A 26,128-nucleotide genomic window follows, 5' to 3' on the forward strand; every position below is an offset into this window, starting at 1 on the left:
CACTCCGGTACAGCCCATGGAGACCCGCATGGCGCACGAGGCCACCCGAGTCCTGCTCGACGAGTCCCGCATCCCCCGCACCTGGTACAACATCGTGGCCGACCTCCCGGCCCCGCCGCCCCCGCCGCTGCATCCCGGCACCGGGCGGCCGGTCGGCCCGGAGGATCTGGCGCCGCTGTTCCCGATGGAGCTGATCGCGCAGGAGGCCGGCGCGGAGCGGTTCGTGCCGATCCCGGACGACGTGCGCGACGTCTACCGGCTCTGGCGGCCGACCCCGCTGATCAGGGCCAGGCGGCTGGAACGCGCGCTGGGCACCCCGGCGCGCATCTACTACAAGTACGAGGGCGGCTCGCCGTCCGGCTCGCACAAGGCCAACACCGCCGTCCCGCAGGCCCACTACAACGCGCGGGAGGGCATCAGGCGGCTGACGACCGAGACCGGGGCGGGTCAGTGGGGGACGGCGCTGGCGTTCGCCTGCGCGCAGTACGGCCTGGAGTGCGAGATCTGGATGGTCCGCGCCTCCCATGACCAAAAGCCGCACCGCAGGTCGCTGATGGGCGTGTACGGCGCGACCGTGCACGCCAGCCCGTCGCCGCTGACCCGCGCGGGCGAGGCGATCCTGGCCGGGGACCCGGACGGCCCGGGCAGCCTGGGCATCGCGATCAGCGAGGCGGTGGAGGTCGCCGCCGGCGCGGACGACACCAGGTACGCGCTGGGCTCGGTGCTCAACCACGTCCTGATGCACCAGACGGTGATCGGCGAGGAGGCGCTGGAACAGCTCGCCGCGTTCGGCGAGACGCCGGATCTGATCGTGGGCTGCACGGGCGGGGGTTCCAACTTCGCCGGGCTGGCCTTCCCGTTCCTGCGGGAGAAGCTGGCCGGGCGGATCGCCCCGGAGATCCGGGCGGTGGAGCCCGCGGCGTGCCCGTCCTTCACCCGGGGCACGTACGCGTACGACTTCGGCGACACCGCCGGGCTCACACCGTTGCTGAAGATGCACACGCTGGGGCACGGGTTCGTGCCCGATCCGATCCACGCGGGCGGCCTGCGCTACCACGGCATGTCCCCGCTGCTGTCGCATCTGTACGAGCTGGGGATGTTCGGCGCGGTGGCCAGGAGCCAGACGGAGTGCTTCGAGGCGGGCGTGCGGTTCGCCCGTACCGAGGGGATCGTCCCGGCCCCCGAGCCCGCGCACGCGGTGGCCGAGGCCATCGCCGAGGCGCTGCGCTGCAAGGAGAGCGGGGAGCCGAAGGTGATCCTGACCGCGCTGTGCGGCCACGGGCATTTCGATCTCGCCGCCTACGACAGATACCTGTCGGGCGAGATGCGGGACTTCACTCTTCCGCAGGAGCGGATCGACGCGGCCCTGGCCGCACTTCCGGTGCGCTGAGGCGGTCATCTGGCGGCCGGGTTGCGCGCCATGTCATGAAGAATGCACGCAATCCCGGCCTCCGGACATCTACCGGTCCGGCAAGGAGTGACCGAAGGGTCCGCAAAATCCCTAGATAACCCTGACCGTCCGGATTAACTGAGCGCGGGCGTCTCCCGGACCTGGTTCGCGACCTGTTCGGGCAGGGTCCGCGCTCGCCGGAGTACGCCGAGCGGATCCACTGCCTGCCGCGGCGCCCGTGAACCGAACGGCGTTCATTACACTGCGCTATCGTTATAGCTTTTTCTAGAAATAGCCCCGATTTTGGCGCTTTGAGAAGATCCATCGTTACTAGACTTCGAGGTGAGGAGTCAGGACCGCCTGCACGCCTCCTGCTGGCCGGAACCCCAGTCAACTGACCACACGAATGGTCAGGTTTGCGAGTCAGGAGAAAATTGTGACCGAATTCGACGGCTTCGTGATGGGTGGCGGGCACAACGGGTCCCCCTGCGCGGCACGCCCGGCCGCCGCGGGCCGCGCGCCGACCGTCGAGCGGAACGCCGTGGGGGCAGGCGCGCGCCCCACCGGGACCTCCGACGTCGGCCTGCGGTCCGCGCCGCGGCCCGCTCCGGACCGGGGCAACGCCGGATGACCGCCGACTTCGTGATCGACCCCGGCTCCCCCGAGCAGCGGCGGCTGAGCAGCCCCGCGACCGTCGAGGAGCAGCTGTCGCTGCTGAACGAGGCGAGCCGGCGCATCGGCAGCACCCTGGACCTGCGGCAGACCGGCCGCGAGCTGATGGAGGTGGCCGTGCCGCGGTTCGCCGACGCGGCGGGGGTCCTGGTGCACGACCGGCTGGTGTCGGAGGGGGAGTTCCCGGGGCGGACGGCGGACGGCACGGCGACCGTGCGCAGGATCGCGGTGGGCGCGACGAGCCGGGCGGGCGCCTACCGGCCGGCGTTCCCGCTGGACGAGGTCACCACCTATCCGGCCTGGTCGCCGTACACGCGGTGCATCGCCACCGCCCAGACCATCCTCTATCCCCGGATGGACGTCGGCACGGCCCGGGAGATCGCGCCGACCTGGAAGCGGGACGTGAAGATCTCGCTGCTGGAGGACGCCTCGATCCTCATCGTGCCGCTGTCGGCCAGGGGCCGGGTGCTGGGGTTCGTGGTGTTCACCAGGATGCCGGACAGCCCGGCCTTCCATGAGAAGGACGTGGCGCTGGCCGAGGAGCTGGCCGGTCGTACCGCGCTGTGCCTGGACAACGCCCGCCTGTACGACCGGGAACGGCGTACCGCGCTGACCCTGCAGAGCAGCCTGCTGCCCGCCGACCTGCCCGCGCCGCCGGGCCTGGAGATCGCCTCCCGCTACCTCCCGGCCAGCGACCTGACCGGCGTCGGCGGCGACTGGTACGACGTGATCCCGCTGCCCGGCCACCGGGTCGCGCTGGTCGTGGGCGACGTGATGGGGCACGGCACCCGCGCCGCCGCCACCATGGGCCAGCTCCGCACCGCCGCGCGCACCCTGGCCAGCCTGGACCTCACGCCCAAGGAGGTCCTGTTCCGCCTCAACCGGATGACCCAGGACCTCGACGCCACCCAGATCGCCACCTGCGTCTACGCCACCTACGACCCGATCACGCACACCTGCGCCATCGGCCGGGCCGGTCATGTGCCGCCGATCCTGCTCGGCCCGGACGGCGGCACGGAGCTGATCGAGTTACCCCCCGGCCTGCCGCTCGGCATCGGCGGTCAGGCATTCGAGATGCGCGAGCTGACGCTGCCGACCGGCAGCGTGCTCACCTTCTACACCGACGGCCTGGTGGAGAGCAGAGATCGCGACCTCGACTCGGGCATCAGAGACCTGCGGCGGGTGCTCGAATGCAGCTACCAGGACCTTGAGGATCTCTGCGACGCGACGATCGCCACCCAGCGCCCGCCGCACGAGCGCGACGACATCGCGCTGCTGCTGGCCCGGGTGCGCGACCTGTCCCCCGCCGAGTTCGCGAGCTGGACGCTGCCGTTCGAGGCGCGTTCGGCGGGCGAGGCCAGGTGGCTGGTCCGCACCACCTTGCGTTCGTGGGGGCAGACCGGGGTGCTGGACACCACCGAGCTGGTGGTGAGCGAACTGGTGGCCAACGCCGTCAACCACGGCAGCGGCCCGATCGAGCTGCGCCTGCTGCGCGGCTCGACACTGCTGTGCGAGGTGGCCGACCGTTCGCCGCAGCCGCCCTCGATGTGGCGGCCCGACCTGGACGACGAGGCCGGGCGCGGGCTCAACCTGATCAACCGGTTCTCCTACCGCTGGGGCAGCCGCCCGACCAGTACCGGGAAGATTGTCTGGTGTGAGGTGAGACTGCCCTGACCAGTGCATTTGTCAGGAAACGTTAGGCTTCGGGGTATGGCGGAGCGTGCCGAGTCCGACGTGTTCGACGTGATCGTGGTGGGCGGCGGCCCCGGCGGCGAGGACGTCGCGGGGCGTCTCGCCGAAGCGGGCCTGCGCGTCGCCGCCGTGGAGGGCCGGCTGTTCGGGGGCGAGTGCCCGTACTGGGGATGCATCCCGTCGAAGATGATGGTCCGGGCCGCCGACCTGATCGCCGAGGCCCGGCGCGTGCCGGGGATGGCGGGTGATTCGACCGTTTCGCCGGACTGGTCGCCGGTCGCCCGGCGCATCCGCGACGAGGCCACCGACGACTGGGACGACCGGGCCGCCGTGGAGCGTTTCACCGCCAAGGGCGGGCACTTCGTCCGCGGCTGGGGCCATGTGACCGGGCCGGACGAGATCACCGTGCGTCCGGGGGGCGACGGGGTCACCGTGCTCCGGGCGACCCGGGGCATCGTGCTGGCGATCGGGTCGCAGCCGACCATCCCGCCGATCGAGGGGCTGGCGGGCACGCCGTACTGGACGAACCGCGAGGCCATGGAGGCCGAGGAGGTGCCCGGCTCGCTGGTGGTGCTCGGCGCCGGGTCGATCGGGGCGGAGCTGGCGCAGGTGTTCGCCAGGTTCGGCGCGTCGGTGACCATGGTGGAGTCCGCGGATCGCGTCCTGCCGGCCGAGGAGCCGGAGGCGAGCGAGCTGGTCGCCGGCGCCTTCCGGGCCGACGGCATCGGGCTGCGCACCGGCGTACGGGCCACGAGGGCCGTCCATGACGGCGAGCGGTTCACCCTGCACCTGAACGACGGCTCCACCGCCGAGGGCGAGCGGCTGCTGGTGGCGACCGGGCGGCACAGCGACCTCGCCGCGCTGGGCGTGGGCGCGGCCGGGCTGGACGAGGCGGCGCGGACGATCGCCACCGACGGGCGGATGCGCGCGGGCGGCAAGCTGTGGGCCCTCGGCGACGTGACCGGGCGCGGGGCGTTCACGCACGTCTCGATGTACCAGGCCGACATCGTGGTCAAGGACATCCTTGGCGAGCCCGTCCACGAGGCCGAGTACCACGCGGTGCCCAGGGTCACCTTCACCGACCCGGAGATCGGCTCGGTGGGGCTCACCGAGGCTCAGGCCCGCAGGCAGGGCCTGGAGGTGCGCACCGCGACGAGCGGCCTGGGCGGCCGGGGCTGGATCCACCGCGCGGAGGGCTTCTTCAAGCTGGTCGCCGCCGGCGGCGTGCTGGTGGGCGCGACCTCGGCCGGGCCTGGCGGCGGCGAGCCGCTGGGCATGCTGACCCTCGCCGTGCACGCCCGCGTCCCGGTGACCAGGCTGAACGAGATGATCTACGCCTTCCCCACCTTCCACCGCGGGATCATGGACGCGCTCGCCGAGCTGTCCCGCTGACCTGGAATCCCCCCTTTCACAGAGGGTGATGAAGACTTTCCCGACATATACATGTACGGTGCATAGGTTGCCGTTCGTGGGGGAAGGACGCATTGTCCACTTCATCGTCGCGAAGCGTCGTCGCCGTCCTCTCGCTCTGCGGGATCTCCGTCGCGCTGATGCAGACCATGGTCGTACCGATCATCCCCGACCTCCCCCGGCTGCTGTCGGCCACGCCCGCCGCCGCCTCCTGGGTCATCACCGCCACCCTGCTCGCCGCCGCCGTGTGCAACCCGGTCGGCGGCCGGCTCGGCGACATGTACGGCAAGCGCAGGATGATGCTGGTCAGCCTGGGCATGATGATCGCCGGATCGCTGATCTGCGCGCTGAGCGATTCGCTCTGGGTCGTGGTGGCCGGGCGCGCGATCCAGGGCTGCGCGATCGGCGTGATCCCGCTCGGCATCAGCATCATGCGCGACGTGCTGCCGCCCGCCCGGCTCGGCTCGGCGATGGCCCTGATGAGCGCCACGCTGGGCGCGGGAGCCGGGGTCGGCATGCCGCTGGCGGCGTTCGTCGCGCAGCGGGCCGACTGGCACGCGCTGTTCTGGGCCGCGGCGGGCATGGGCGCGCTGGCACTCGCGCTGGTGCTGCTGGTGGTGCGGGAGTCGCCGGTCCGCGCCCCCGGGCGGTTCGACTTCGCCGGGGCCGCCGGGCTCACCGCCGGACTGCTCTGCCTGCTGCTGGCGATCTCCAAGGGCGGCGACTGGGGCTGGGGCAGCCCGATCACCCTCGGCCTGTTCGGCGCGGCCGCGATCATTCTGCCGCTGTGGGGGTGGCTGGAGTCGCGGGTGCGTCACCCGCTGATCGACCTGCGCACCACGGCCAGGCGGCCGGTACTGCTCACGAACGTGGCCTCGGTACTGGTGGGGTTCGCGTTGTTCGCGATGTCGCTCATCCTGCCCCAGCTCCTGCAGGCCCCGCTGAGCACCGGCCACGGACTCGGGCTGGACCTGCTGGCCACCGGGCTGTGCATGGCGCCCAGCGGGCTGGTGATGATGCTGCTCTCGCCCGTCTCGGCGCGGGTGGCCGGGCGGTCCGGGCCGAAGGCCGCGCTGGTGTCGGGGATCGCGGTGCTCGCCGTCGGGTACCTGGCCGGGGCCGGCCTGATGGACGCCGCCTGGCAGGTGGTCATCACCACGGTCATCACCTCCGCCGGGCTCGGCCTGGCCTACTCGGCGATGCCCGCCCTGATCATGGCGTCGGTCCCGGCGACCGAGACCGCCGCCGCCAATGGGCTGAACGCGCTGATGCGCGCGGTGGGCACCGCCGCCTCCAGCGCGGTGATCAGCGCGCTGCTCGCGCAGATGACGGTGGCCACTCCCTTCGGGCCGCTGCCCTCGCTGGCCGGGCTGCGCGCGGCGATGCTGCTCGCCGCGGCGGCGGCCGTGGCGGGGCTGCTGGTCGCGCTGCTGATCCCGCGCCACCCGCATCCCGCGGACGAGGCCGCGGGGCGCGTGGTACCGATGCCCGCGGACCCTCTCCCGGACGCCGCCCAGCCGGGCTGAGCCGCCCCGCCGGGCGCGGCGGCGGGGTGGCGCCGGTCAGCGGGCCGTGGGCCGCTTGCCGTGGTTGGCCTTCTTCTTCTTCCGGGCCCGGCTCTTGCGCGAGCGTCGTGCCATCGGTGTGACACCGCCTTCCTCCGGTTGCGGATACTCCCCCACTTGCCCGCTCGGGCCGTCCGGCAAGCCTGCCGAGCGGGCCCTTTCCGTCGAGGCCGCGCACGAACCAACAAGAGCTGTCGCGCTCTATGTCATAATTTGGTGGAATCTGTTGGAAGGAGTGGGATGCTGGCCCAGCAGCGCCGCCAGGCGATCCTTGAGCGGGTCCGCGCCACCGGCGGCGTCCGCGTCGCCGACCTGGTGCGGGAGCTCGGCGTCTCCGACATGACGATCCGCCGCGACCTTGAGGTCCTGGCCGAGCGCGGCCTGGTCGACAAGGTGCACGGCGGGGCCACCGCGACCGGTCCCGGCTCCACCGAGGAGCCCGGGTTCACCGCCAAGTCCGCGCGCCAGCAGCCGGAGAAGGACGCCATCGCGCGTACGGCTGCCCGCCTGGTACGGCCGGGCACCGCCATCGCGCTGTCGGCCGGCACCACCATCTGGACCCTCGCCCGCCACCTGGTCGAGGTCCCCGAGCTGACGGTGATCACCAACTCGATCAGGGTCGCCGACGTGTTCCACCGGGTGCCGCGCGCCGACCGCACGGTGGTGCTCACCGGCGGGGTCCGCACCCCCTCCGACGCGCTGGTCGGCCCGGTCGCGGTGGCCGCGATCCGCAGGCTGCACGTGGACACGCTGTTCCTCGGCGTCCACGGGATGAGCGCGCGGGCCGGTTTCACCACGCCCAACCTGCTGGAGGCCGAGACCGACCGGGAGCTGGTCGCCTGCGCCCGGCGGCTGGTGGTCCCTGCCGACCACACCAAGTGGGGGGTGGTGGGCATCAGCACCATCGCCGAGCTGACCGAGGCCCACGTGGTGATCAGCGACGAGTGCCTGCCCGCCCACGCGAGAGACGAGCTGGCGGCCTCCGCTGGAGAGCTGGTCATCGCGGACCGCGAGCCCGCCGAGACGAGGGAGAGCCTGTGAAGCGCACCGTCACCGAGCTGGCCGACGGCCGTGAGCTGATCTACTTCGACCGGCGCGACGACGCCGACCGCGCCGCCCCGGACAAGCGCGACCTGCCGCCCCGGCCGCCCGCCTCCGAGCTGCGCCGCGACCCGCTCACCGACGAGTGGATCGCCATCGCGGGCCACCGGCAGGGCCGTACGTTCCTGCCTCCGGCGGGCGAGTGCCCGCTGTGCCCGTCCGAGCCGGGGCGGCTCACCGAGATCCCCGCCGCCTCCTACGACGTGGTGGTCTTCGAGAACCGCTTCCCGTCCTTCTCGGCCCAGCCCGGCGAGCAGCCGGTGGTGGGCGGACTGAGCGAGGCGCGGCCGGGGACCGGGCGGTGCGAGGTGGTGTGCTTCACCGACGACCACGACGCGTCCTTCGCCGACCTCGACCCCGGCCGGGTCGAGCTGGTCATGGCGGCCTGGGCCGACCGTACGGCGGAGCTGTCCGCGCTGCCCGGCGTCGAGCAGGTCTTCGTCTTCGAGAACCGCGGGCCGGAGATCGGGATCACGCTGGGCCACCCGCACGGGCAGATCTACGCCTATCCCTACGTGACGCCGCGGACCCGCCGGACCTTGGAGGTGGCCGCCCGGCACGCCGAGCGGACCGGGCGCGACCTGTTCGCCGACGTGCTGGCGGCCGAGCGGGAGGCGGGGGTGCGGGTGGTCGCGGCCAACGACCACTGGACGGCGTTCGTGCCGGCCGCCGCGCGCTGGCCGTACGAGGTGCACCTCTACCCCCACCGCCGGGTGCCGGACCTCTGCGGGCTGGACGCGGCGGAGCGGGCGGCGTTCGGTCCGCTCTACACCGGCGTGCTGCGCGCGCTGGACGGGTTGTTCGGGGTGCCCATGCCGTACGTCGCGGCCTGGCACCAGGCGCCGGTCGCCACCGGACGGGAACTTTCCCATCTCCACATGGAACTGTTCAGCATCCGCAGAGCGTCCAACAAGCTGAAATACCTGGCCGGGTCGGAGTCCGCGATGGGCGCGTTCGTCAATGACGTGTCGCCCGAGGAAGCCGCCCGGCTGTTGCGTGCCATGGTCACAAACTGATTACCAGATGATTCCGGTTTGATGTCGCATTGCCACGCGTTTACCACTACTATCCACACGCAGCGGCCGCAACGGCCGACCGCCTAATCCCGGGCGCCTCGCCCGGGAACCGGGGACCCAGAAGCACCTGGGGTGAATCCACGGCGGCCCCCCGCCGGTGGTAGGGCACCCTCCTGCCCGAACCCGTCAGCTAACCCGGTAGGCGTACAGGAGAGGAGTGTGCGTGGCGGCATCGTCCCCCACGTTGTCCCGCACGTCGATCCCCGCGTCCCGCCCCTGGCGCAACCGTGCCGTCGCCGCCGCCTGCGCGCTGGCCACCGCCTCGGGCCTCGTCCTGCTTCCCGCGAGCAGCGTGGCCGCGGCCCCCAAACCGGACAAGGCCGAGCTGAAAGCGCAGCTGAAGAAGCTCGGCAAGAAGGTGGACGGGCTGATCGAGCAGTACAACGCCAAGCGCGTCGAACTCGCCGGCGCCAAGAAGGCCGAGAAGAAGGCCAAGGCACGGCTGACCACCGCAGAGTCCGCCTACAGCGCGGCCGCCGACCGGATCGGCGACATCGCCGGCATGCGCTACCAGGGCAGCGACACCAGCCTGCCCACGGTGCTGTTCGGCCAGGGGATGGGCGGCGCGGCCGTCCTGACCCAGATGGCCGCCGAGGAGGCCGCCTACCTGAAGGACTTTTCCACCGCCCGAGACGAGCGGAAGAAGGCCGCACAGGAGGCCACCGCACTGACCACCCGCATCGCCGAGCAGGCCGACGACGTCGAGAAGCGGCGCAAGGAGGCCGAGGACCTGATCGACGAGATCGAAAAGCGGCTCGACAAGCTCATCCCGGCCGGGCTGGGCAGGCGCGGCGACGGGACCTGGGCCCCCCAGTTGCCGACCGGCCCGGAGAACATCACGCCCCGCACCCGCGTGATGCGCGATGAGATCAAGGAGCGTTTCGAGCTGACCTCCACGATCGGCTGCTACCGGTCGGGCGGCGGCGGCGAGCACCCGCTGGGCCGGGCGTGCGACTTCATGCTCAGCACGGGCGGCTCCATGCCCTCCGCCGCCCGGCAGGCGCTCGGCGACGCGATGGCGCTGTGGGTCATCAAGAACGGCGGCAAGATCGGCGTGAAGTACGTCATCTGGAAGCAGCGCATCTACACGATCGGCGGCTCGGGCTGGCGCGGAATGTCAGACCGCGGCAGCATCACCCAGAACCACTTCGACCACGTGCACATCTCCATGCACTGAGCGGGAGTCTTACCCGGCCAGGGCCTCGGCGATCACGCGGTCGAGGCGGGCCGGGTCGGTGGGGCGGGCTCCGGCCGCCTCCGCGAAGCAGGTGATCAGCCGCGCGAAGGTCGCGCGGTCCTCCTCGCTCCAGTCGGCCATCAGGCTGTCCAGGTAGGCCCGGCGGTGGCGGGTGACGGCGTCGAGGACGCGCCGCCCCGCCGCGCTCGGGACCAGCCTGACCCTTCGCGCGTCGATCTGGGACGGCTCGCGCTCCACGAAGCCCGCCGCGATGGCGTCGTTCACCAGCCGGCTGGCGGTGGAAGGGTCGACGTCCATGTGCTCGGCGACATTGCCGACGGTCACCTCGGCGGACTCCTGCCCGAGCCGGGACACCGCGCCGACGACCATCACGTTGGACATCTGGATGGGGCGGGCCGGGTCTCCGGCCTTGCGCGCGCGAAGCGGCCTGGCCCACATCCGGCGCAGCCGGAACAGGGCGACGTCGATCGCGACACCGGGCGCGGTCCGCTGTGCTTCCACGCCCTCAGGCTACCACCATTTGTATGTAGCCTACATATAAGCTCATCCCGCCAGGCGGACCGGGTTGACCACGTCGGCGTACACCAGCAGGACCGCCATCACGACCATGACCGCCGCCACGCCGTACGTTAGCGGCAGCAGCTTGGCGATGTCCACGTAGCCAGGGGTGGGCCGCCGGGTGAGCCGGGCGAACCCGCGCTTCACGCCCTCCCACAGCGCCCCCGCGACGTGCCCACCGTCCATCGGCAGCAGCGGGAGCAGGTTGAACACGCCGATCGCCAGGTTGAACCCGGCCAGCAGCTGGACGAAGAAGGCGATCTTGTCGAGCACCGGCGCCTCGGAGGCGGCGATCTCGCCGCCGATGCGGCCCGCCCCGACGATGCCGATCGGGCCGTTGGGGTCGCGCTTCTCACCGGAGAACGCGGCCTCCCACACGCCGACCATCTTCTCCGGCAGCCGGAGCAGCGCGCCCGCCGTGGCCGTGGTCAGGTTTCCCATGTAGACGCCGACCGCGCCGATGCTCTGGCGTTCCATCGTGATGACCGGGCTGACGCCGAGGAAGCCGACGCCCTTGTCGATCTTGCCGGGCTCGTCCAGGCTCTCGCGGTCCTGGGGGATGAGATTCGCGGTCACGGTGAGCGGGCGGCCCGCGCGCTCGATGCCGATCGTGGCCGGGCCGCCGCCCGAGGAGCGGATCGCCCGCGAGGCGGCCTCCCAGTCGGCGACCCGCTTGCCGTCCACCGCGACGATCCGGTCGCCCGGCCGCAGCTGGGCCGCCGCCGCGGGGCTCGGCTTGTCTCCAGGGCCGCACTTGGAGTCCTGTTTGAACGCGGCCTCGGACTTCGCGCACTCCGTTACGAAGTCGACCACGGGCTGGCTGACCCGCACCCCGAAGCCCATCAGCAGCACCGCGAACAGCACGAAGGCCAGCACGAAGTTCATCGCGGGGCCGCCGGCCATGATGATGACCTTCTGCCACCACGGCTTGCGGTAGAACACGCGGTGCTCGTCGCCGGGACGGATCTCCTCCAGCGCCGCGTCCCTGGCGTTGTCCACCAGGCCCTGGAACATGCCGGTGGAGGTCTCGCGCAGCTTGCTCGGGTCGTCGGACGGCCGGGGCGGCAGCATCCCGATCATGCGGATGTAGCCGCCCATCGGGATCCACTTGATGCCGTACTCGGTCTCGCCCTTGCGCCGGGACCACATGGTCGGCCCGAAGCCGATCATGTACTGCGGAACCCGCACACCGAAGCGCTTGGCCGGCACCAGGTGGCCGATCTCGTGCAGGCCGATGGAGATCATCAGCCCCACGAGGAAGATGAGGAATCCGGCGATGCTCAGCCAGAGCTCCATGAAACCCCCGGTGCCGTAAGCGATGTGGACCAGAACAGGACCTGCCTCTTAGGCTAACCGAATCACGCCCTAGGCAGCCCGTTCGGTGCACAAGGCTCACGGACGCCAGATGAGCACCAGCGCGCAGTCGTCGTTGTGTCCCGAGGACATCGCGTTGACCAGGGTCCGAGCCCCTTCCCGATAGCCCGTGGCGAGCAGTCGTTCGGCCTCGCCGAGCAGCCGGTCGAGCCCGGCGTCGATGTCCCGGCCCGGCTGCTCGATCAGCCCGTCGGTGTAGAGCAACAGCGCGTCGCCCTTGCGCAGCACCCCGCTGTCGGCCTCGCAGTGCAGGTCGGGCACCACGCCGAGGACCACGCCCTTGGCACTGGCCACCTTCCAGGCCCCGCTGCCCGCCTCGAACTTCACCACGGGCGGGTGCCCGGCCGAGGTGATCACGTACGCGCCGCTGGACAGGTCCAGGCTGAGGTGGACGGCGGTGACGAAACCCTCACCCTCGCGCTGGCGGTGCAGGTAGGTGTTGCACGCGGGCAGGAAGTCGGGCACCGAGCCGAGCAGGCCGCCGAACGCGCCGGACAGCAGCAGCGCCCGGGTGCCCGCGTCCACGCCCTTGCCGGAGACGTCCACCAGGGCCAGCTCCAGCCGGTCGGCCTCGCGCATGGACACCACGAAGTCGCCGCCGAACGACGAGCCGCCCGCCTGCTTGAGCACCACCTTGGCGCCCCAGTCGCGGGGCAGCGCGGGCAGCTCGCTCTGGCTCTTGAGCCGGTCGCGAAGCTCCAGCAGCATGGCGTCGCCGCGCAGGCCCTGCACGCCGAGCTTGCCGCGGGTCCGTGACATCAACGCCGCGAGCACGCTGGTGAAGCCCATCGTGACCAGCAGGCCCGGGCCCACGTGCCGCTGCCCGTGGACCACCGCGACGAAGCCCAGCGCCACCACCACCGCGAGGATCAGCACGGTGAGGCTGCGCAGGCGTAACTGCAGGCCGCCGATCAGCGTCACCAGGATGAGCAGCGATGGGGAGAACCACTCCGTGGACACCCGGGCGGCCAGTCCGCCGATCACCAGCGCGACCACGCACAGGGTGATGAGCAGGTTGCGATCGCGAGCCAGCGGGCCGCGCCGTGCGAAACGCACGATGCGAACCAGAAACGGCACACGGACCAGGACCGCACGGAGCCGCGGAGGAATCAGCGGCGCCGGTCGGGAACTCATGATGCGCTCGACTGTATCGGGCGACGGCCCACTTGGGCAGCCCACTTGACCAAGACCTTGATCACCTAGGAGGTGCGAAACGGCTGATAGGAGATCAGAATCAGCCGTTTCGCCATGCGCCGCGCCCCGCCCCCGACGGCGATCCCGCCCGTATCGGGGCCGGGTGTTCTAGGGTTCGGGTATGGCGTTGCAAAGCCTCCAGATCACCGCGATCACCGCGATGCGGGCGCGCGATGTGTCCCGCCCCTCCAAGGAGCAGCAGGAGGGGGCCGACCGGCGTCCGCTGCGCGATGAGACGCCGCGGCGCGAGGCGCGCCGCGGCCGGGACGACCAGCGGGACCCACGGCGCGACCAGTAGCCGGCGCGCCCCGGGCGTGGCTCAGGCGGGCAGCGAAGGAAGCTGGCCGATGGTCTCGTAGGCGTCGATCTGGGCGATGCGCCTGCTGTGCCGGGGCTCGCCGGAGAAGACGGTGCCCAGGAAGACCTCGACGAACCTGGTCGCCTCCTCCTCGGTGTGCATGCGCGCACCGAGGCTGACGATGTTGGCGTCGTTGTGCTGGCGGGCGAGCCGCGCGGTGTCCTCGCTCCAGGCCAGCGCCGCACGGATGCCGCGCACCTTGTTGGCGGCGATCTGCTCGCCGTTGCCCGAGCCGCCGATCACGACGCCCAGGCTGCCGGGGTCGCCCGCCACCCCCTCGGCCGCGCGCAGCACGAAGGTCGGGTAGTCGTCCTCGGCGTCGTAGACGAACGGCCCGCAGTCGATCACCTCGTGGCCGTGCTCCTTCAGCCAGGAGGACAGATGGTTCTTCAGGTCATGGCCGGCATGGTCGGCAGCGATGTAGACACGCACCGCCCCAGTCTGGCAGGTTCACCGGCCGCGGCGGACGGCGATCCCGGTAGAGTAAGAGACGCTTGCCCCTTCCGTCCCTTACAGGAGCACTGATGCGTGACATCCGGCTGATCGGCGACCCGGTCCTGCGCACGCCCGCCGAACCGGTCACCGTGTTCGACCGCGACCTTCGCCGGCTCATCGACGAGATGTTCGCCGCGATGTACGCGGTGGACGGCGTCGGCCTGGCCGGACCGCAGATCGGGGTGTCGCGGCGGCTGTTCGTCTACGACATCGCGGGCCGCAAGGGGCACGTCATCAACCCCGAGCTGACGGTCGACGACCCCGAGCCGATGGTGGACGAGGAGGGCTGCCTGTCGGTGCCCGACCGCGCCACCCGCACCCCGCTGTACGCGCCGACCTCCCGGGCCTCGGGCGTCAGCGTCACCGGGGTGGACCGGCTGGGCCGCCCGATCAGCCTGCGCGCCCGCGGGCCGCTGGCCCGCTGCTTCCAGCACGAGACCGACCATCTCGACGGCCTGCTGTACGTTGACCGGCTGCCCAAGGACGCCGCGCGCCGGGTGCTGCTCAAGGCGGGCTGAGCAGCCCGCCGACGTCAGCTCTCCTGCAACTGCCGGGCGCGCCCGCGCCGCCGTACCAGCGGCCAGGCCGCCAGCGCCGCGCCCGCCGCCATCAGCAGCGCGACCACGATCCACTCGTTGGACCCGCCCGGCCCGTAGACGTGGCCGGGCCGTCCGGTGTCGAACGCACGTGAGTGCCGCCCCGGGGCGAACATCGCCCGGTCGCTGCCGTAGAACCCGATGCCGGCACGGCGTACCGTGCCGTCGTCGGAGCGGAACTCCCCCATCCACGTGCACTGCTCGTGCCCCGGGTGCGAGATGCACTCCACCTGGGCCGCGGTGAACGTGCCCGGCGTGCCGTCGCCCCTGGCGGCGGCCAGCGCGGGCCCGAGATTCTGGGCGGCGAGCGCGATCAGCGCCAGCCCGCACGCCATCACCACAACGTCGAAGGCGCTCACCCGGCGCACTCGGCACCTCCCTCACCCGGCCGCACGTCCAGGCTCTCCCAACCGGGACGCCCGGGCAATGCCCCGCCGGGTCAGAGATGCAGCGCCTTGATCTCCAGGTACTCCTCCAGGCCGTAGGTGCCCAGCTCGCGCCCGACCCCGGAGTGCTTGTAGCCGCCGAACGGCGCCATCGGGTTGAACCTGCCGCCGTTGATCGCGACCTGCCCGGTGCGCAGCCTGCGCGCGACCTCCACCGCGCGCGCCTCGGAGCCCGCCCAGACCGCGCCCGACAGGCCGTACGGGGTGCCGTTGGCGATCTCCACCGCCTCGTCCTCCTGGACGTAGGGGATCATCGAGATGACCGGGCCGAAGATCTCCTCCTGCTCGATGGTCATCCCGGGGGCGACGCCGGCGAAGACCGTCGGCGAGACGTAGTAGCCCACGTCGAGGGGCCGTTCGGTGCCGCCCGCCACCAGCCGCGCGCCCTCCTCCTGTCCGCGGTTGATGTAGCGGACCACCCGCTCGCGCTGCGCCGCCGAGACCAGCGGGCCGAGCCTGGTGCCCTCCGCGAAGGGGTCGCCCACCGTGTACCGGGCCGCCGCCTCAACCGCCAGGCCCACGGCCTCGTCGTACCGGTCGCGGTGGACGATCATGCGGGTCAGCGCCGAGCACGTCTGCCCGGAGTTGATGTACGCCCCCGCCACGGCCGCCTTGACCGCCGCGCCCAGATCGGCGTCCGGCAGGATCACGCAGGCCGACTTGCCGCCCAGCTCCAGGGCCACCCGCTTGACCGTCTCGGCCGCCAGCGCCGCGACCCTGCGCCCGGCGCGCGTGGAGCCGGTGAACGACACCATGTCGATCTCCGGGTGGGCGGCGATCGCCTCCCCCACCACCGGCCCCAGGCCGCCGACCATGTTGAACACGCCCGGCGGCAGCCCCGCCTCGTCGAAGACCTCGGCCAGCGCGTACGCCGCCAGCGGGGCGACCTCGCTGGGCTTCAGCACCACCGTGCATCCGGCGGCGAGCGCGGGGGCGACCTTGCACACGACCTGGTGCAGCGGGTAGTTCCATGGCGTGATCGCGCCGACGACGCCGGCGGGCTCCTTGAGCACCCGGGAGTTGCCGACCCGCTCGCCGTCGAAGTCGTAGGTCTCGGCGAGCCGCGCGAAGGAGGCGAGCACCCCCGCGGGCATCTGCGTGTGCACCTTCAGCGCGATCCCGTACGGCGCGCCCAGGTCGGTCGCGATGATCCGGGCGATCCGCTCGGCGCGCTCCTCGACCAGCTCCGCGGCCCTGGCCAGGAGTTTGCCGCGCTCGGCCGCCGGGGTTGCCGACCAGGCGCCGAACGCCTCGCGCGCCGCGCCCACCGCCACCTCCACGTCGTCGGGCGACCCAGCGGGCACCCGGTCGATCACCTCTTCGGTGGCCGGGTCGACGACGTCGATGCCCTCGGCCGAGGCCGATGGCACCCAGGTTCCGTTCACATACAGGTGGCGCATGGCCCCATCCTGGCGCGAGCCGTGTCGATTCGCGAGCGGATCGGCGGCTTGTGGACAGAAGGCCGGGAACACGCTCAGTCAGGGACGCCCTTCCCCTATCGCGATAGGGCATGTCAACCTGACATGACCCGATCTTCCTGGTGCGACATTCCTCCACCGTCGTGGCAGGATTCAGAACATCCGTCCGCAGTAGGGCGGGCGAGTACCGTGTGATGACGCTGCGTCAAGGCGTGTAAAGAGGAGTGCATGTGGCAGGCAATCTCACCCGTGACGAGGCCCGGGAGCGCGCCCGGCTGCTGAAGGTCCATTCCTACACGGTCGAGCTGGACCTCACGGAGGGCGAGGAGCGGTTCGAGAGCGTCACCACGGTGAGGTTCGCCGCGGCGCGGCCCGGTGGCGAGACCTTCATCGACCTGGCGGGAGCGCACGTACGGCGGGTCGTGCTCAACGGCGCCGACCTCGACGTGTCCGGCTACGACGCCGAGCGCGGCCGTTTCCCGCTGCCCGGTCTGGCCGCGGAGAACGAGCTGGTGGTCGACGCCGACTGCGCCTACATGCGCACCGGCGAGGGGCTGCACCGGTTCGTCGACCCGGTGGACTCGAAGGTCTATCTGCACACGCAGTTCGAGACGGCCGACGCCCACCGGATGTACGCCTGCTTCGACCAGCCCGACCTGAAGGCCACCTTCGAGCTGACCGTGCTCGCGCCCGGCGACTGGGAGGTCGTGTCCAACGCCGCCGCCGAGGAGCCCGAGGAGCTGCCCGAACACCACGGCAGGCACGGCACCCTGCAGGCGTCCAGGCGCTGGCACTTCCCGCCCACCCCGGTCATTTCCACCTACATCACCGCGCTGGTCGCGGGGCCATACCACAAAGTCACCGACGAGCATGATGGCATCCCACTGGGCATCTACTGCCGGTCCTCGATCGCCCAACATCTCGACCCTGACAACCTGTTCGAGGTCACCAAGCAGGGCTTCGACTTCTTCCACCGGGTCTTCGGCATCCGTTACCCGTTCGGGAAGTACGACCAGCTCTTCGTGCCTGAGTTCAACGCGGGCGCGATGGAGAACGCGGCGTGCGTGACCTTCCTGGAGGACTACGTCTTCCGATCGCGGGTCACCGACGCGACGGTCGAGCGCCGCGCGGAGACGATCCTGCACGAGATGGCGCACATGTGGTTCGGCGACCTGGTCACCATGCGCTGGTGGGACGACCTGTGGCTGAACGAGTCGTTCGCCACCTACATGTCGGTGCTGTGCCAGGCCGAGGCCACCCGGTGGGGGCAGGGCGCCTGGACGACCTTCGCCAACGTGGAGAAGTCCTGGGCCTACCGCCAGGACCAGCTCCCCTCCACCCACCCGATCGCCGCCGACATCGTGGACATGCAGGCGGTCGAGGTCAACTTCGACGGCATCACCTACGCCAAGGGCGCGTCGGTGCTCAAGCAGCTCGTCGCCTACGTGGGCCTGGACAACTTCCTGGCCGGGGTGCGCGACTACTTCAACGAGCACGCGTGGGGCAACACCACCCTGTCGGACCTGCTGTCGGCGCTGGAGCGCACCTCCGGCCGCGACCTCACCTCGTGGTCCAAGGAGTGGCTGGAGACCTCGTGGGTCAACACGCTGCGCCCCGAGTTCACCACCGACGACGAGGGCAGGTTCACCCGGTTCGAGGTGCTGCAGGAGGCTCCGCCGGAGCATCCGACGCTGCGCTCGCACCGCGTCGCGGTCGGTCTCTACTCGCTCGACAACGGCGTGTTGCGGCGTACCAAGCGGGTCGAGCTGGACGTGGTGGGCGCCCGCACCGCCGTACCGGAGCTTTCCGGCGTGGCCCGGCCCGACCTGGTGCTGCTCAACGACGACGACCTGACCTACGCCAAGATCCGCCTGGACGAGGGGTCGCTGCGCACGCTGGTCGAGGGCGGCATCTCCTGCTTCGCCGACTCGCTGCCGCGGGCCCTTTGCTGGTCGGCGGCCTGGGACATGACGCGCGACGCCGAGCTGGCGGCCCGCGACTACGTCAAGCTGGTCTGCTCGGGGGTCACCTCGATCAAGGACATCACGGTCGCGCAGAGCGTGCTGCGCCAGGCGCGGCTGACCGTGCAGCAGTACGCCGACCCGGCCTGGCGGGTCACCGGCCTGGACGAGCTGGCCTCGCGGCTGCGCGACCTGATCGGCTCCGCCGACCCGGGCTCGGACCACCAGCTCGCCTACGTCAACGCGTTCGCCGCGGTGGCCACCTCCGACGGCGAGCTCGAATACCTGCGCGACATCCTGGAGGGCCGCTCGGTGCCCGCGGGCCTGACCGTGGACACCGACCTGCGCTGGACGCTCATCCACGCGCTGGTCTCCGGCGGCGTGCTCGGCGAGGCCGAGATCGAGTCCGAACTGCGCCGCGACGCCACCGCCACCGGCGAGCGCTCGGCCGCGCTGTGCCGGGCCGCGATCCCGACCGCCGAGGCCAAGGCCGCCTGCTGGGACCGCATCGTCGCGGGCGAGCTGAGCGGCGCGCTGCTGCGCTCGACGATCGTCGGCTTCATGGACCCGCACCACACTGCGCTGCTGGTCCCGTACGCCGAGCGCTACCTCTCCGAGGTCGGCCGCATCTGGAAGAGCTGGACCTCCGACATGGCCCAGAACTTCGTGGTCGGCTGCTTCCCCGCGCTGCTCATCGACGAGCACACGGTGGAGCGGACCAACGAGTACATCGCGTCCAACGACCCGCCGCACGCGCTGCGCCGCCTGCTCCTCGAAGGAGCCGACGGGATCAGCCGCGCGCTGCGGGCCCGCGCCAAGGACGCCGCCGCGGCGACGGTGGCCTGACCCCCGTACGCCCCTCCGGCGGATTCGCGCGCGGCCCTGGCCGTTCCCGGCGGATTCCCGGCGATCGGCCCACGTCCGTGGGCCGATCGTCGTCGATGATCGACGAGCTGCTGATAACCTCTTGGCTTGACGTTTGTCGGGATTCCTCGCTGACAGGATCCTTTTGGGGGCACTCAATTCCGGGGGTTGAGCCGTGCTTGGACCGGAGACTCTGCTCGATGAGCGGTACCGGCTCGAACACCGCATCGGTGGCGGCGGCATGGGCGAGGTGTGGCGGGCGACCGACGCGCTGCTCGGCCGTACGGTGGCGGTAAAGGTCCTGCTACCCGCGCTGATGGAAGATCCCGGCTTCGAGGCCCGGTTCCTGGCCGAGGCCAGGGCGATGGCCACCCTGCACCACCCCGGCGTGGTCGACGTCTACGACTACGGCTCCTGCGCCCTGCCCGACGGCAGCCAGGTCAGCTACCTGGTGATGGAGCACGTGGACGGCGAGTCGCTGGACCGCGTGCTGCGCCGCGGCGCGCTGCCGCCGGCCACCGCGATGCGGGTGGTCGCCGAGGCGGGCGACGCGCTGTCCGCCGCGCACGAGCAGGGCATCGTGCACCGCGACGTCAAGCCGGGCAACCTGCTGGTGCGCGCGGACGGGCGGCTGGCCCTCACCGACTTCGGGATCGCCCGCTCGGCGGCGGGCAACCAGCTCACCAGCACGGGCATGGTGCTCGGCTCGGTCGGCTACTGCGCGCCGGAACAGGCCACGGGGGGCGAGATCACCCCGGCCGCCGACATCTACGCGCTGGGCGTGGTGGGCTACCAGTGCCTTACCGGCCGTATGCCGTTCGAGGGCGAGACGCCGGTCCAGATCCTGGTCAAGCACCTCAATGTCGAGCCGCCCGCGCTGCCCGCGGAGATCCCGGCCGCGCAGCGCCATGTGGTGACGCGCGCGCTCAGCAAGGAACCCGCCGACCGCTGGCCCTCGGCCGCGGCGATGGCCGCGGCCGCCCGCCGCGCGGCCGACGACCCCACGGCGGTGCCGCCGCTCAGGCCCGTACCGGCCGCACGCGAGGCGAACACCGTTCCGGCCCTCCCGGCCGCCCCCGGCGGCGGCCGCCGCCGCAAGCGCGCGATGACCATGTTCGCCAGCGCCGCCGCGGCCGTGGTCGCCACGCTGACGTTGGGGACGATGGTGTGGATGCAGCAGACCACCGGGTCCACCGAGCCGGTCGAGTCGCAGGTGCGCGAGGTCGTGCCGAGCGCCACCGTGGCCGACGAGCCGAGCGACCATCCGCGCAGGCCCGCCGAGCGCAGGTCCAGGGAGGTCAAGGAGACCTGGCCCGCGGCGACCCCGACCCCCTGGCCGACGAACGAGGAAGAGCCCACCGGGGAGCCCACGGCGGAGCCGACCGAAGACCCGACGCAGGAGCCGACCGAGGAGCCGACGCAGGAGCCGACGGACGATCCGCCGCCCACGACCGGCGACCCCGAGCCACAGCCGAGCACCCTGCCGACCTCCGAGGAGCCGCCCCCCGACCAGCCGGTGCCGCCGCAGCAGTGCATCCGCGCGCCCTGCCCGTGACGCCGCCGCGCCTGGATTCCGCGCGTGATCTGCTGATCGAGCTGGCCGAGCGGCACGCCTTCGCCGACCTCGGGGCGCTCGCGCCGCGCGTTCTCGGCGAGCGGGAGGGCGAGCGGGTCGCCGACGTGTGCGAGTTCGGGCAGCGGCTGCTGTCACTCGACGCGGAGGACTTCGCCGCCGAGGCGCGGGCCGTGCCCGCGGAGCTGCGCAGGCGTGCCCGGAGCTGTCACATGCCGCAAACGCCGCGCGAGCAGCCGCGCGGGGCGCTGGCCACGCTGGTGCCCGCGTACGGCCTGCTGCTTGAGGTGATCGCGGTCCGCTGGCGGCGGCGGGAGCTGAGCCCGATGACGGCGGCGGTGCACATCGCGGCGGAGTACCTGCCGCTGCTGGCGTTCGAACCGGCGCTCGGCCACGCGGGCGACCCGGCCGCCTGGCCCGCGGGGCTGGCGGCCCCCGGCAGCAGGTTCGGCGTCATCGGCGACCGCGAGTGCGACCACACCAGGGCCGAGCAGTCGGCGCTCAACCGCACTCTGCGGGTCGCGGTGGAGCCCGGCGAGGGCTGGCGGGCCTACTTCGACCGGCAGCACAGCCAGGTGGCCGGGGCGCTGGCCACCTGCGTGGCGCGGTGCCGCAACCCCTGCACGGCGATGGACTGGGTGGCCCCGGACGACCGCGCCGACCTCGCGGCGCGGGCCAAGGTCGCGCTCGCGTTCGCGGACACGCCGCTGGTACGTCTGCGGCACGCCGCCCCGGTCGGCCACGGATTCGGCGTGCCCTCCGCCGAGGAGGTGCTGGACGCCTGGGAGCGCAGCCGCTCGGCGCTCGACAAGAACCCGATCGGCGGCACGGCGACCCACGACGACGGGTTCCCGCTCGCGGGCCTTCCGTCGCTGTTCTCCGCCGTCGCCGCGGCCCCCGTGCGGCCGGCCACGCTGCTCGCCGACATCAGCGCGCACCTGTCGGCCATGATCGCCGAGTGAGGCCGCGCCCGCGCCTCAGCGGCCGGGCACCGGCAGCAGGGCCAGGTGGGCGCTGGTGACCAGATCGAACCTGAGGGCCAGCGAGACCAGCGCGTGACGCTGCCAGTCGGCCTTGCCCTCCCCGCCGTGCGGGTCCTTGACGTGCAGCTTCTTCTCCGCCAGATAGCCGATGTGGAACCCGACCGCGGTGCGGCTCAGCCCCAGCCCCGGCAGCCGCTCCATGATCTCCGGGATGGTCGGGATGCGGGAGCTGGCCGGGTCGCGCAGCCGCGGCTCGCACAGGGCGACCAGGATCCTGAAGTACTTCGCGTTCTGGTCCAGCGGGTAGGCGACCTGGGTGGCGGTGCCGCCCTCGGCCCTGCCCGGCGGCGCGTGCACGTGCTGTGGCGCGAAGACCAGGAAGGACACGGTGCCGTCCACGGCGGGCAGGCTGACCCGGGAGAACTCGAACGGGATCGGCGCCCCGATCCGGCCGGGCGGGATCTTCACGAACTCGCCGCCGCCCTCCGGGTTGTCCACCACGTACGTCTTAGTCGTGTTGAGGTTGGACAACAGCCAGTAGTCGGCGATCGCGGTGATCTCGCCCGCCCGCCGGGACACCGCCGGGTCGTCCAGCGTGATGTCCACGGGCGAGCCGGGCGCGCCGCGGCCGAAGAACGCGTGCTCGCCGGGCGCGAGCTCCATGGAGTACGGCCGGTCGGCGGTCGGCGAGGCGGCCATCTGGATGAGGATCGTGCTGCGCATCAGTAGGGGACCCTACTTCGCCACAGCCGATCGGCAACCTGGTAGATGTCAGGGCGCGTGGACGAATTCTTGATCATCGGCAATGATGAGGTGAATGACCGCTCCTTCCTACGCGGGTCGCTACCGGATCGAGCAGATCATCGGGGTGGGCGGGTTCGCCTCGGTTCATCTGGCGCACGACGACGAGCTGCGCTCGCCGGTCGCGGTGAAGATCCTCGCCGACAACTGGGCGCGGCAGCCCGACGTCCGCGGGCGGTTCCTGCAAGAGGCCAGGTTGCTGCGCAGGGCCGACTCCCACTGGCTGGTCCAGGTCTTCGACATCGGCGAACTCGACGACGGCAGACCCTACTTCGTGATGACCTACGCCGACCGGGGCACCCTCCAGGAGCGCCTTTCCGAAGGGGCGCTGCCGGTGGAGGAGGCGCTGCGGCTCATCGGTGAGATCGCGCAGGGCGTGGCGGTACTCCACGGCATCGGCGTCGTCCACCGCGACCTCAAGCCCTCCAACGTGCTGTTCCGCTCGCGCGCGCACGGCGGCGAGCGGGTGATGGTGGCCGACCTCGGCATCGCCCGGTCCACCGACCACCTGACCGGGCTCACGCTGCCCGCCGGGTCGCCCGGGTACATGGCCCCGGAACAACTCCACTTCGACGGCGCCCCTGACGCCCGGGCCGACGTGCACGGGCTGGGCGCGCTGACGTACCACATGCTGACGGGCCAGGTGCCGGGCAGGCCCGAGGAGCGGGTGCCGCCGAGCGCGCTCAGGCCCGGCGTACCGCCGGAGGTCGACGAGGCCGTGATGCGCGCCCTCAGCCCGGACCGCGACCAACGCTGGCCCGACGCCGCCGCCTACCTCGCCGCCCTCCCCATCCCCGGCGCGGCGCCCACGCCGGTCCCCGCCGCCCCGGCCCCCGCACCCGAGCCGGGCGCCCCGGCCGGCCGCCGGAAGGTGGTGCTGGGCGGCGGTGCCGCGGTCGCCGCGCTGGCGGTGGCCGCCGCGGTGGCCGTCAGCGTGAGCGGTCAGGAGAGCCCGCGGGCGGCGGGCGGGGCCGCGTCCGCGACGCCCGCCGCCACCAGGAGCGAGACCGTGGGCGACCCGGCGGGCCGCTGGCTGCGGCTCGACTCCGACATCCCCAGGGAGTACCGCTCGCTGATCGTGCAGGCGGGCACGCACTGCGCGCAGCCCGGTCTGAGCCCTTCGCTGATCGCGGCCATGCTGAAGGCGGAGTCCGGCTTCGACCCCGATCTCACCGACCGTCCGGCCGACGAGTACGGCATCGCCCGCTGGACTCCCGCGGTGCTGTGGCACTGGCAGCCCGGCGGCCTGCAGAGCCCCAAGCCGTCTCCCCCGCTCGGCCCGGAGCTGTCGATCCTGTCCATGGGCCGTTTCATGTGCGGCCTCGGCCCCAAGATCGAGGACATCCCGGGCGACCCGGCGCTCAACCTGGCCGGGCTGTTCCGCAGCGGCGTCGATCCGATGCACCGCGACAACGGGGTGCCCGAGCGGTGGCGGGACTACCTGGGGAAGGTCTCCAAGTACATGGAGGACTACCGGCCACGCTGAGTTCAGCGGGGCCTCAGCGGGAGCCGGCCGCGTGCTGCGCGAGGGCGCTCAGGCCGTAGACCACGCCGCCCGACAGGTCGCCGCCGCTGAAGGCGGTGGCCATGGACAGGGCGACCGCCTGACAGCGCGCGTCGGGCAGGCGCCTGCGAGCGCGTTCGCCGGTGACGATCTCCAGGCCGCGGGCCGTGGGATCGACGAAGAGCAGCACCGCGCCCGGCGCCTCCTCGCCCAGCGCGGCGTGCAGCCGCTCGGCGTAGTCGCGCGGCCCGGCCGGGGCCGGGCCGATGTAGACGGCGAACCGCAGGCCCGTACGCCGCTCCGCCTGCCGTACGGCCTGGCGGACGTCGTCGGCCTGGGGCATGGACAACCGGCGCATCACGCTCACCAGCCCCCCTTCACCAGCCCGCCGAGGCCCCGCCGCAGGCCCGGCCGGGCTCGGCCGCCCTCGCGAGCGCGGGCCAGTCGTGGTCGGGGACGTCGATCCAGGCCGGACGCCGATCCAGCAGCACCACACCGGAGTCGCTGACGCCGTGCTCGCCGCCGCCCGGCCCGCCGAACCACACCGGGCCGCCGATCTCTCTCCTGGAGTCGCGCGCGCCCATCGCCTTGCCGGACAGCAGCACCACCAGCGAGATCACGACGAACGCGGCCGATGAGATCCCGATGAGGGGGCCCAGCACCCCGATCGCGCCGTCCATCCGTTGAACGTAACCCTCCGGCGGGGGCGCGTCCACGCGTTAGGATCACGATTCGGTGGCCGCCATCGCCGTGGCGGAGCATGCCCGGGCTCCGGAGTTGTCTAGAGAGGATAGGGATAGATACCCGGTTTTCGGCATGGCAAGCAGGCGAAGGCAGCCACAAAAGTGTGAACCAGGGAAGACTAGGCAACCTATTAGCGACTCGGCTACGGTGAGTTACGTGGATCTCGGCCAAGTTCCAGAAGACGGTCACACACAGTCACCAATTTGGGTGAGTGACCGGCCGGCACAGTCGTCGGCTCGCCCGACCGCGGCTCCCTCGACATTCGCTCCGATCGAGCGTGCGTCGTTGCGCAGTCTGCTGCAGGAGCCGAAGTACCGGCCGCTGAGGCGCCGGGCGCTGATCGCGCTCCTCGGCGGCATTCTGCTCGGCGTCCTGCTGTCCGATTGGCGTTGGGGAGTCACCGGCGCGGTGATCGCGGCGATCGCCGACACCGTCTATCGCGCGCGATCCGCCTCCTCCGTGCCCGCGTGGCGACGGTCCTCCGTCGCCGAGCGCCGCACGGAAGCCCAGCTCAAGAAGCTGGAGCGGAGCGGTTATCGCACACTGCACGCCCGTGCCATCCCCGGCAGCGAAGCCCAGATCGACCATCTGGTCATCGGTCCGACCGGGGTGTACGCGGTCGACTCGGAGAAATGGGACAAGCGGCTGCCCGTGCGCGTCCAGTCGGGCAAGAAGCTCTTCCACGGACCGTTCACCCAGAAGCCGCGCCTTGTCGAGGCGGCCTGGGAGGCGGCCCAGGCCAGCCAGCTGATCGGCGAGAAGCTGAGCAGGGAGCTGGTCGTGGTGCCGTCGCTGGCCATTTATGGTCCGGCCATTCCATGGAAGATCCTCACAATCCGCGACGTCGATGTCTTCGAGGGCAGCCGGGTGCGCCGCTGGATCACCAAGCGGGAGCACTCGCTCACCGACGAGGAGATCGGTGAGATCTACGAAGCGGCCGCGGAGGTGCTGCCACCGCGCTACGCGGAGGGCTGACGCGGCTCGGGCCCCCGCCGGTCCGGCGGCGGTCGCCCGTCTCCTCGTCCCGCCACGCCGGCCGTACGGCGGGCGTGCGGGATCTTGACGCGCCGGGTGCGTACCTGCGCCCGGCGGGTACAGGCGCCACGCGGTGGCTCTCGTACGCCCTGACGCATATGCGGCGATATGTCCGTGCAG

25 protein-coding genes and 1 riboswitch are annotated in these 26,128 nt (G+C 71.9%); of the genes, 15 read left to right on the top strand and 10 right to left on the bottom strand.

The genetic code is table 11. From position 1 onward, the window contains the following. Window positions 1-16 precede the first annotated feature (16 nt). The 5 genes from DP939_RS23885 (at window position 17) to DP939_RS23905 (ending at window position 6,690) form a co-directional block, all read left to right on the top strand. Window positions 17-1,390, top strand: a complete 1,374-nt coding sequence (locus DP939_RS23885) for a TrpB-like pyridoxal phosphate-dependent enzyme (protein WP_225878460.1) — start codon at window positions 17-19, stop codon at window positions 1,388-1,390. Window positions 1,391-1,826: 436 nt separating this feature from the next. Beyond that, entirely contained in the window at window positions 1,827-2,021 is a 195-nt protein-coding gene (locus DP939_RS23890; RefSeq protein ID WP_113983003.1) for a hypothetical protein, read from the top strand. Continuing rightward, window positions 2,018-3,736, top strand: a complete 1,719-nt coding sequence (locus tag DP939_RS23895; protein ID WP_113983004.1) for an ATP-binding SpoIIE family protein phosphatase — start codon at window positions 2,018-2,020, stop codon at window positions 3,734-3,736. The genes DP939_RS23890 and DP939_RS23895 overlap by 4 nt, the downstream gene beginning before the upstream one ends. A gap of 36 nt (window positions 3,737-3,772) precedes the next feature. Next, window positions 3,773-5,146: a dihydrolipoyl dehydrogenase family protein gene (locus tag DP939_RS23900; RefSeq protein ID WP_113983005.1), complete on the top strand. Its 1,374-nt coding sequence runs from the start codon at window positions 3,773-3,775 to the stop codon at window positions 5,144-5,146. Window positions 5,147-5,238: 92 nt separating this feature from the next. After that, window positions 5,239-6,690 (top strand): MFS transporter, encoded by a 1,452-nt coding sequence (locus tag DP939_RS23905; RefSeq protein ID WP_113983006.1) that lies wholly within the window; start codon window positions 5,239-5,241, stop codon window positions 6,688-6,690. Between the two features lie 36 nt (window positions 6,691-6,726). On the opposite strand, the gene DP939_RS49345 is transcribed toward DP939_RS23905, so the two are convergent. Further along, the gene (locus DP939_RS49345) at window positions 6,727-6,804 is read right to left on the bottom strand and encodes a 50S ribosomal protein bL37 (RefSeq protein WP_404828608.1); all 78 of its coding nucleotides are present in this window, start codon (window positions 6,802-6,804) and stop codon (window positions 6,727-6,729) included. A 165-nt stretch (window positions 6,805-6,969) separates the two neighbouring features. Here DP939_RS49345 and DP939_RS23910 point away from each other — a divergent pair, with 165 nt between their 5' ends. From DP939_RS23910 to DP939_RS23920, 3 genes are all read left to right on the top strand, one after another. Further along, window positions 6,970-7,770 (top strand): DeoR/GlpR family DNA-binding transcription regulator, encoded by an 801-nt coding sequence (locus DP939_RS23910; RefSeq protein ID WP_113983007.1) that lies wholly within the window; start codon window positions 6,970-6,972, stop codon window positions 7,768-7,770. Further along, a complete protein-coding gene (galT, locus tag DP939_RS23915; RefSeq protein ID WP_113983008.1) occupies window positions 7,767-8,846 on the top strand; it encodes a galactose-1-phosphate uridylyltransferase in 1,080 nt (359 codons plus the stop codon). Before DP939_RS23910 ends, galT begins: the two co-directional genes overlap by 4 nt. A gap of 70 nt (window positions 8,847-8,916) precedes the next feature. Next, window positions 8,917-9,066, top strand: a riboswitch (cyclic di-AMP (ydaO/yuaA leader). 3 nt (window positions 9,067-9,069) lie between these two features. Continuing rightward, window positions 9,070-10,083 (top strand): coiled-coil domain-containing protein, encoded by a 1,014-nt coding sequence (locus tag DP939_RS23920; RefSeq protein WP_147268109.1) that lies wholly within the window; start codon window positions 9,070-9,072, stop codon window positions 10,081-10,083. 9 nt (window positions 10,084-10,092) lie between these two features. On the opposite strand, the gene DP939_RS23925 is transcribed toward DP939_RS23920, so the two are convergent. The 3 genes from DP939_RS23925 to DP939_RS23935 all read right to left on the bottom strand — a co-directional run bounded on the left by DP939_RS23925 (window position 10,093) and on the right by DP939_RS23935 (window position 13,170). Next, a complete protein-coding gene (locus DP939_RS23925; protein WP_225878461.1) occupies window positions 10,093-10,605 on the bottom strand; it encodes a MarR family winged helix-turn-helix transcriptional regulator in 513 nt (170 codons plus the stop codon). Between the two features lie 42 nt (window positions 10,606-10,647). Then, on the bottom strand, window positions 10,648-11,958 hold the full coding sequence (locus DP939_RS23930) for a M50 family metallopeptidase (RefSeq protein WP_113983010.1): 1,311 nt from the start codon (window positions 11,956-11,958) through the stop codon (window positions 10,648-10,650). A 96-nt stretch (window positions 11,959-12,054) separates the two neighbouring features. Beyond that, complete coding sequence (locus DP939_RS23935) at window positions 12,055-13,170, bottom strand: PP2C family protein-serine/threonine phosphatase (RefSeq protein WP_113983011.1); 1,116 nt, start codon at window positions 13,168-13,170, stop codon at window positions 12,055-12,057. A 181-nt stretch (window positions 13,171-13,351) separates the two neighbouring features. Here DP939_RS23935 and DP939_RS46285 point away from each other — a divergent pair, with 181 nt between their 5' ends. Continuing rightward, window positions 13,352-13,528, top strand: a complete 177-nt coding sequence (locus DP939_RS46285) for a hypothetical protein (RefSeq protein WP_158578673.1) — start codon at window positions 13,352-13,354, stop codon at window positions 13,526-13,528. Window positions 13,529-13,549: 21 nt separating this feature from the next. On the opposite strand, the gene DP939_RS23940 is transcribed toward DP939_RS46285, so the two are convergent. Beyond that, window positions 13,550-14,020, bottom strand: a complete 471-nt coding sequence (locus DP939_RS23940; protein ID WP_113983012.1) for a ribose-5-phosphate isomerase — start codon at window positions 14,018-14,020, stop codon at window positions 13,550-13,552. A 92-nt stretch (window positions 14,021-14,112) separates the two neighbouring features. On the opposite strand from DP939_RS23940, the gene def reads away from it, so the two are divergent. Further along, window positions 14,113-14,601: a peptide deformylase gene (gene def / locus DP939_RS23945; protein ID WP_113983013.1), complete on the top strand. Its 489-nt coding sequence runs from the start codon at window positions 14,113-14,115 to the stop codon at window positions 14,599-14,601. Window positions 14,602-14,615: 14 nt separating this feature from the next. On the opposite strand, the gene DP939_RS23950 is transcribed toward def, so the two are convergent. Both DP939_RS23950 and DP939_RS23955 read right to left on the bottom strand, forming a co-directional pair. Then, window positions 14,616-15,047 carry a hypothetical protein gene (locus DP939_RS23950; RefSeq protein ID WP_113983014.1) on the bottom strand — a complete coding sequence of 144 codons (432 nt, stop codon included), beginning with the start codon at window positions 15,045-15,047 and terminating at the stop codon, window positions 14,616-14,618. Window positions 15,048-15,118: 71 nt separating this feature from the next. Continuing rightward, window positions 15,119-16,525: an aldehyde dehydrogenase family protein gene (locus DP939_RS23955; protein WP_113983015.1), complete on the bottom strand. Its 1,407-nt coding sequence runs from the start codon at window positions 16,523-16,525 to the stop codon at window positions 15,119-15,121. 248 nt (window positions 16,526-16,773) lie between these two features. On the opposite strand from DP939_RS23955, the gene pepN reads away from it, so the two are divergent. From pepN to DP939_RS23975, 3 genes are all read left to right on the top strand, one after another. Continuing rightward, entirely contained in the window at window positions 16,774-19,350 is a 2,577-nt protein-coding gene (pepN, locus tag DP939_RS23960) for an aminopeptidase N (RefSeq protein WP_113983016.1), read from the top strand. 193 nt (window positions 19,351-19,543) lie between these two features. Next, on the top strand, window positions 19,544-20,923 hold the full coding sequence (locus tag DP939_RS47085) for a serine/threonine-protein kinase (protein WP_199565375.1): 1,380 nt from the start codon (window positions 19,544-19,546) through the stop codon (window positions 20,921-20,923). Then, window positions 20,899-21,903, top strand: a complete 1,005-nt coding sequence (locus DP939_RS23975) for a hypothetical protein (RefSeq protein WP_225878462.1) — start codon at window positions 20,899-20,901, stop codon at window positions 21,901-21,903. The genes DP939_RS47085 and DP939_RS23975 overlap by 25 nt, the downstream gene beginning before the upstream one ends. 15 nt (window positions 21,904-21,918) lie before the next feature. Here DP939_RS23975 and DP939_RS23980 read toward each other — a convergent pair whose 3' ends face one another. After that, entirely contained in the window at window positions 21,919-22,647 is a 729-nt protein-coding gene (locus DP939_RS23980; RefSeq protein ID WP_199565376.1) for an FHA domain-containing protein, read from the bottom strand. Window positions 22,648-22,741: 94 nt separating this feature from the next. Here DP939_RS23980 and DP939_RS47090 point away from each other — a divergent pair, with 94 nt between their 5' ends. Next, a complete protein-coding gene (locus DP939_RS47090; RefSeq protein WP_199565377.1) occupies window positions 22,742-24,211 on the top strand; it encodes a serine/threonine-protein kinase in 1,470 nt (489 codons plus the stop codon). 13 nt (window positions 24,212-24,224) lie between these two features. On the opposite strand, the gene DP939_RS23990 is transcribed toward DP939_RS47090, so the two are convergent. Both DP939_RS23990 and DP939_RS23995 read right to left on the bottom strand, forming a co-directional pair. Next, on the bottom strand, window positions 24,225-24,587 hold the full coding sequence (locus tag DP939_RS23990; RefSeq protein ID WP_113983187.1) for a TPM domain-containing protein: 363 nt from the start codon (window positions 24,585-24,587) through the stop codon (window positions 24,225-24,227). Between the two features lie 19 nt (window positions 24,588-24,606). Continuing rightward, the gene (locus tag DP939_RS23995) at window positions 24,607-24,909 is read right to left on the bottom strand and encodes a hypothetical protein (protein WP_113983018.1); all 303 of its coding nucleotides are present in this window, start codon (window positions 24,907-24,909) and stop codon (window positions 24,607-24,609) included. A gap of 349 nt (window positions 24,910-25,258) precedes the next feature. Here DP939_RS23995 and DP939_RS24000 point away from each other — a divergent pair, with 349 nt between their 5' ends. Continuing rightward, a complete protein-coding gene (locus tag DP939_RS24000; RefSeq protein WP_225878463.1) occupies window positions 25,259-25,948 on the top strand; it encodes a nuclease-related domain-containing protein in 690 nt (229 codons plus the stop codon). Window positions 25,949-26,128: the final 180 nt, after the last annotated feature.

Origin of the sequence: Spongiactinospora rosea (genome assembly GCF_003315795.1) — a bacterium.
GTDB lineage: Bacteria > Actinomycetota > Actinomycetes > Streptosporangiales > Streptosporangiaceae > Spongiactinospora > Spongiactinospora rosea.

Coding starts and splice junctions, on each gene's coding strand:
- DP939_RS23930 (WP_113983010.1), bottom strand. CDS start 11,958: ATGGAGCTCTGGCTGAGCATCGCCGGATTCCTCATCTTCCTCGTGGGG.
- DP939_RS47090 (WP_199565377.1), top strand. CDS start 22,742: ATGACCGCTCCTTCCTACGCGGGTCGCTACCGGATCGAGCAGATCATC.
- DP939_RS23900 (WP_113983005.1), top strand. CDS start 3,773: ATGGCGGAGCGTGCCGAGTCCGACGTGTTCGACGTGATCGTGGTGGGC.
- DP939_RS23990 (WP_113983187.1), bottom strand. CDS start 24,587: ATGCGCCGGTTGTCCATGCCCCAGGCCGACGACGTCCGCCAGGCCGTA.
- DP939_RS49345 (WP_404828608.1), bottom strand. CDS start 6,804: ATGGCACGACGCTCGCGCAAGAGCCGGGCCCGGAAGAAGAAGAAGGCC.
- DP939_RS23980 (WP_199565376.1), bottom strand. CDS start 22,647: ATGCGCAGCACGATCCTCATCCAGATGGCCGCCTCGCCGACCGCCGAC.
- def (WP_113983013.1), top strand. CDS start 14,113: ATGCGTGACATCCGGCTGATCGGCGACCCGGTCCTGCGCACGCCCGCC.
- DP939_RS23885 (WP_225878460.1), top strand. CDS start 17: ATGGAGACCCGCATGGCGCACGAGGCCACCCGAGTCCTGCTCGACGAG.
- DP939_RS23955 (WP_113983015.1), bottom strand. CDS start 16,525: ATGCGCCACCTGTATGTGAACGGAACCTGGGTGCCATCGGCCTCGGCC.
- DP939_RS46285 (WP_158578673.1), top strand. CDS start 13,352: ATGGCGTTGCAAAGCCTCCAGATCACCGCGATCACCGCGATGCGGGCG.
- DP939_RS23910 (WP_113983007.1), top strand. CDS start 6,970: ATGCTGGCCCAGCAGCGCCGCCAGGCGATCCTTGAGCGGGTCCGCGCC.
- DP939_RS23895 (WP_113983004.1), top strand. CDS start 2,018: ATGACCGCCGACTTCGTGATCGACCCCGGCTCCCCCGAGCAGCGGCGG.
- DP939_RS23995 (WP_113983018.1), bottom strand. CDS start 24,909: ATGGACGGCGCGATCGGGGTGCTGGGCCCCCTCATCGGGATCTCATCG.
- DP939_RS23935 (WP_113983011.1), bottom strand. CDS start 13,170: ATGAGTTCCCGACCGGCGCCGCTGATTCCTCCGCGGCTCCGTGCGGTC.